The sequence below is a fragment of the Gelidibacter sp. genome, from assembly GCF_035577925.1.
In the GTDB taxonomy this organism is placed as follows: Bacteria; Bacteroidota; Bacteroidia; order Flavobacteriales; family Flavobacteriaceae; genus Gelidibacter.
In genome coordinates this window covers 1-4,851 of sequence record NZ_DATJCY010000038.1, presented here as the reverse complement: position 1 = coordinate 4,851, position 4,851 = coordinate 1, and the positions used below count along the sequence as shown (strand labels likewise).

Below are 4,851 nucleotides of genomic sequence, written 5' to 3'. Positions count from 1 at the left end.
GCACCAAAAAAATCAAACTTTCGATATCTCAATTGTGCTTGTGCAAATCCCGAAATAACGTGGGCATAAAGATTATAATTGTATTTAAATCGGTCGCCTTCGCCAACAATCCGATTTGGGTTTTGTAAATCATATTGGATGTTGTCAAATGAATCCACATTCAAAACTCCTGACGATCCCAATAAATCCTTGACATGTGCAAAGTTCTCCGATTTTAAATGGCTGTAATTGATAGCACCGTTGATTGTTAAATGTTCGGAAACATCCGACGTAAAAATTGAGTTTATCGTGAGTTGTGCATCGTCATTTCTATCTTCATATAACGCATAGGCAGCAGGTAATCCGGCAACCGTATTGGTGATATTGGCATCATAAATGCGGTTCCAATCTATTTGACCATCTTTTAAAAAATCTTGTTCCAGTTTATAAGCCTTGGCGTAATCTGGCCCCTTGGAATCGGCCAACGCATAGCTTGGTAACTTTTGATAATACGCCGCACTCGGGTTGGCGCCACCGGAATAATCCAAACGGCTATTTCCCGTTTTACCAAATTGATAACTCAGGTTGGTTTGCAAGGTGGAATGGTTATTAATATCCCAATAATGATTTAACATGAGAATCGGTTCATCTACTTCCTTAACGCGCGAATTCCGTTTCTTACCATCCTGATAGCCCCAATATTCATTGTACTTAATCCCTTTTAAATCATAAACCTCTTGGGTGTTGGGCGACGATTTACCACGACGATTTGGCGTATAAATGATCGTGGCATTGATACTGTGCCTATCGTTGATTTTCTTTTCAACCGAAGCAAAAAACGCATTGGCATCATAAAATGTAGCCTCCTGAAATCCTTCTTCGCCCCAACGTCTGCCAATTGCAACTGCCGCTGTCCAGTCACCTTTCATGAGCCCTGTGGCGTAACTCGCAATAACGCGATGGGAATAACTTCTATCGGAAGACGAATACGTTACCCGGCCGCCTTTTCGGTATTCTGAAGCTCGAGTACTAATATTGGTCGATCCTAAAGCGCCACCAAATGTGTAGTTTGAAGCTGCCAAATTGGTGGTCAATTCTTGGTTTCTGAACATATCATTCAGTCCGCCCCAAGTATTCCACTGTGGCCGTCCATTAAATAATTTGTTCATCGTAATCCCATTGATCAGCACCAATGCGTTTTCAGAATCCAATCCTCTGATATTAAAAAACGACGAACTAAATTCAAACGCCACCGTTTGTTGAAAAACATCTTGCGACGCTTGTAAAAGTCCTGATATATTATCGGCACCACCACTGCCATCATCGCTCAATTCGTCATCAGATAAGGTAATGATAAATTGATCGTTAAAACCCGCCACATCCAAATCGAGCGTCATATCACTAATGTCAACAGTTTGCCCTTCATGAACAACAATAGGAAAACGCTTGGTCACATATCCTGCTTTTTCGACCTTTAAAATTTGTTCGCCCAATGGAATGTCTACCGTAAAACTAAATTTACCTTCAAGGTCTGTTGCTGTAGTATGAGAGGTATTTTCAATGGTAATGACAACATTGTGAAGCGGCTGGTAGGTTGCACCATCAATTACGCTTCCTTTCACAATGGTTTGCTGCCAGGCAAAGGAAAGGACAGGAAAAATCCCAAATACAAAAATCATAAAATTCCCTTTCATCTGTTTGGTTTTGGTTAGGTTTTATGCTGATTGCATTTTAGCTATTGCCATAAAATACAACTCGGTTTGTCAAAACTAAAAGTCAAACTGATTTGGCCATCATCTTAAACGATCGACCAAATCTGTAATAAAAAGCTAATTATTAGATATTTACACACGTAAAGCTAAGCTATTTATTGTATATATTTACATTTGATACGCACAACTTAGGAGAAACACATCAAAAACGCTCAATTATATACCATGACCTCCATAAAAATCATATCGACCGCTGTTTTTTTAGTGTTGACCACAACCTTATGTGCCCAAGAATCCAAAAAATTTAAAATCCATACGGTTGCTTTTTATAATTTGGAAAACTTATTTGACACCATCAACGATCCTACAAAATTTGATGAAGCCAGTCCGATTATGGAGATGAGTAACGGCCGATCAGAAGTTTATAAAAAAAAGGTAAGAAATATGGCGCGTGTTATCGCGGATATTGGTGCTGACAAAGCTCAAAATAGTCCTGCCATAGTAGGCGTTGCCGAAATTGAAAACAGAGCCGTTTTGGCAGATGTCATTAACGATTCACTCTTGGTAGAAAAAGATTATGGTATTGTCCATTTTGATTCGCCAGACAATCGGGGGATTGATGTTGGACTTATTTATCAAAAAGCACTGTTCCAACCCATTAACACAAGTAGCCATACCGTATATATTTATGATAAGATTACCCGAAAACGGGTTTACACTCGCGATCAGCTTTTAGTAAGCGGTAATCTGGATGGCGATTTGATGCATATTATCGTCAACCATTGGCCGTCACGAAGTGGTGGCGAACAGCGTAGCCGAAACAATCGAATTGGTGCCGCACAAGTGACCAAAAAAATTATCGATTCCTTGCACATCCTTGATCCGTATGCAAAAATCATAATTATGGGCGATTTTAACGACAACCCTAATAATGCAAGTATTAAAAATGTTTTGAAGGCCAAAGCCAATCAAGAAGACGTCGGATTACAAGGTATTTATAATCCCTACGAACGTTTTCACAAACAGGGTTTGGGCTCTAATGCCTATCGCGATGCTTGGAGTTTATTTGACCAGATTATGATTACGCATCCATTTTTAGACAAGGATTATTCATCATTCCGATTTTATAAAGCGTTTATTTTCAATAAAAACTACCTGACCACCAAGCGCGGTAAGTGGAAGGGCTATCCCTTTAGAAGTTTTGCCGATGGCGGCTTTACTGGTGGATTCAGCGATCATTTCCCCGTATATATCTATCTGATAAAAGAGGTGGAATAAAATAAAGCCATTTCCTTTTTAAGCACCACAAAACAATTAACTTTGGTGCTATCATTTTTAATTTATACCCATGGAAATTCTTGAGTTTTTGAGCGGCAATGGCCTATTTTTAATATTAGCCATTGTATTGGTTGTGGTTTATGTTTATAATCGAAAAAGAAGAAGATAATATAATTTAAGCTCGATTATTCCAAGTATAAAAATTAAGCTCTTTTGCAATTAAGACTTGATAACCTTATACATAAAGCACCCTTTAAGTCACTTTAAAAGAGGTTGAGTCTTATATTTCGATTAAATTTTTATAAAAAAACAGGGTCTGTTTCAAGACCGCCAATGTTGTAAACAGTTTTTATTGGCACATCGCGTTTAAATAAAAGCTTAAATTTTGTCCTCCTTTATCCCAACTGTCCATCGCTTTTTCTCTAAAAAAGGCAGTATGCGTTGGAGAACTTGCCGTGGAAATCGCAAAATACTTACTTTTTTCATCCCTTCTCCCACCTTCCTTCGACATTCCTCCCAAAAAATCAAATTTTTCCGAAGCTCACTCGAACAAGTCTCGAACAAGACTCGAACAAAACCCCCATAAAAACGGTTAAACCAGACAAAAGCAGACAATACACGACACGAAATTGGTTTTCACAATATTATGTCTTATATTCATCTGTTTTTCCATTTGCTCAAAAAATCTAAAACTTCAAACCTTAGCACTGGGTTATCAACAAACCGCAAGACCATATAAAGCTTTAAAGTCCGCTCCATAATCCAAAACAATTAAAAAGCTCAAGGACAAATAATTAATAGCCATACCCATCCAAATGTCTTTTAAAAACGGATTCCTTTTTACAAATTGAATATCTTTGCAACAAATTGACGCTATATGAGCAAAATCCGAATTACAAAGCAATTCTCTTTTGAAACTGGTCATGCCCTATACGGTTATGACGGCAAATGCAAAAACGTACACGGCCACAGTTATAAACTATTTGTCACGGTTATTGGTACGCCAATCAGCGATACCTCCAATGTGAAATATGGGATGGTCATCGATTTTTCAGATTTAAAGAAAATTGTTAAAGGTGAGATTGTCGATGTTTTTGATCACGCCACGGTGTTTAATAAAAACACACCACATGTGGAATTGGCTAAAGAACTGGCGGACCGCGGCCATAACGTGCTGTTGGTAGATTATCAGCCTACCAGCGAAATGATGGTCATTGATTTTGCCGGAAAAATAAAAAAACATTTGCCTGAAAATATCCAATTGTTTTCCTTAAGATTACAAGAAACCGATTCGAGTTTTGCAGAATGGTTTGCGAGCGATAATTAGGGGGCAGCAGATAGTGGATAGAGGGTAGTAGGATAGTGGGTAGAGGTTAGTAAAGAGAAATTGTTAATGTTGATGTGTTCTGTTTTAGTAGACATAAATGCTGTAAAGGACAGAAATCACATCTATTTTGTTTTAAATCATGAGATTCCTGCCTTCGCAGGAATTTAAATAGTTGTTAATGAATATTCCAAAAGGGAAAAAAATATACTTTGCTTCAGATAACCATCTCGGAGCGCCCACCAAAGAGGCATCGTACCCACGTGAGAAAAAATTTGTAGCGTGGTTGGATGAGATCAAAGGTGATGCTGCAGCTATTTTTTTATTGGGAGATTTGTTCGATTTTTGGTTTGAATATAAGACCGTGATTCCAAAAGGATTTACAAGAACCTTGGGCAAGCTTGCCGAAATAAGCGATTCTGGAATTCCCATCTACTATTTTGTTGGCAACCACGATTTGTGGATGGATGGCTACTTTGAAGAAGAACTCAACATTCCTGTTTTTCACCAACCAAAAGAATTTGTTTTTAATGACCAAACCTTTTTTATTGGTCATGG

4 protein-coding genes are annotated in these 4,851 nt (G+C 38.1%); 3 read left to right on the top strand and 1 reads right to left on the bottom strand.

Annotated elements, in window-relative coordinates:
* A partial coding sequence (locus VNJ50_RS01360) for a TonB-dependent receptor (RefSeq protein ID WP_325578330.1) occupies positions 1-1,673 on the bottom strand: 1,673 nt, incomplete at its 3' end.
* Positions 1,674-1,916: 243 nt separating this feature from the next.
* Between VNJ50_RS01360 and VNJ50_RS01355 the strand changes: the two genes are divergently transcribed.
* The 3 genes from VNJ50_RS01355 to VNJ50_RS01345 form a co-directional block, all read left to right on the top strand.
* Positions 1,917-2,969: an endonuclease/exonuclease/phosphatase family protein gene (locus VNJ50_RS01355; protein WP_325578328.1), complete on the top strand. Its 1,053-nt coding sequence runs from the start codon at positions 1,917-1,919 to the stop codon at positions 2,967-2,969.
* 877 nt (positions 2,970-3,846) lie between these two features.
* A complete protein-coding gene (locus VNJ50_RS01350; RefSeq protein ID WP_325578326.1) occupies positions 3,847-4,296 on the top strand; it encodes a 6-carboxytetrahydropterin synthase in 450 nt (149 codons plus the stop codon).
* A gap of 178 nt (positions 4,297-4,474) precedes the next feature.
* Positions 4,475-4,851: UDP-2,3-diacylglucosamine diphosphatase (locus VNJ50_RS01345; RefSeq protein WP_325578324.1), on the top strand; the 377-nt coding region annotated here is incomplete at its 3' end.